Source organism: Nocardioides cremeus, from assembly GCF_030518195.1.
GTDB lineage: Bacteria > Actinomycetota > Actinomycetes > Propionibacteriales > Nocardioidaceae > Nocardioides > Nocardioides cremeus.
Genome location: NZ_JAULSC010000083.1, coordinates 205 through 446, shown reverse-complemented (window position 1 = coordinate 446; position 242 = coordinate 205). Strand labels below are relative to the sequence as shown.

1 pseudogene is annotated in these 242 nt (G+C 72.3%); it reads left to right on the top strand.

Annotated elements, in window-relative coordinates:
- Positions 1-242: pseudogene (locus tag QWJ41_RS20820) on the top strand (M15 family metallopeptidase); the annotation flags it as partial.

Sequence of the window (242 nt, the reverse complement as noted above, 5' to 3'; positions counted from 1 at the left end):
ATCGACGAGCAGGGCTTCGTCACCCTCGACCAGGGCAGCCCCGAGGTGCACCTGGGCGCCCTGGCGCCGCAGATCGAGAACGCCGTCGACGCGGTCGTCAACGACAAGTGGGGCGCCGAGCGCGGCGCCGAGCCCGGCAACGCGCTGCTGGTCTCCACCGGCATCACCGCCCCCGACAAGGTGGTCAAGCCGCTGACCCGGCTGCTGCCGCGGCAGACCTCGGTGCAGCGTCTCGACTCGGT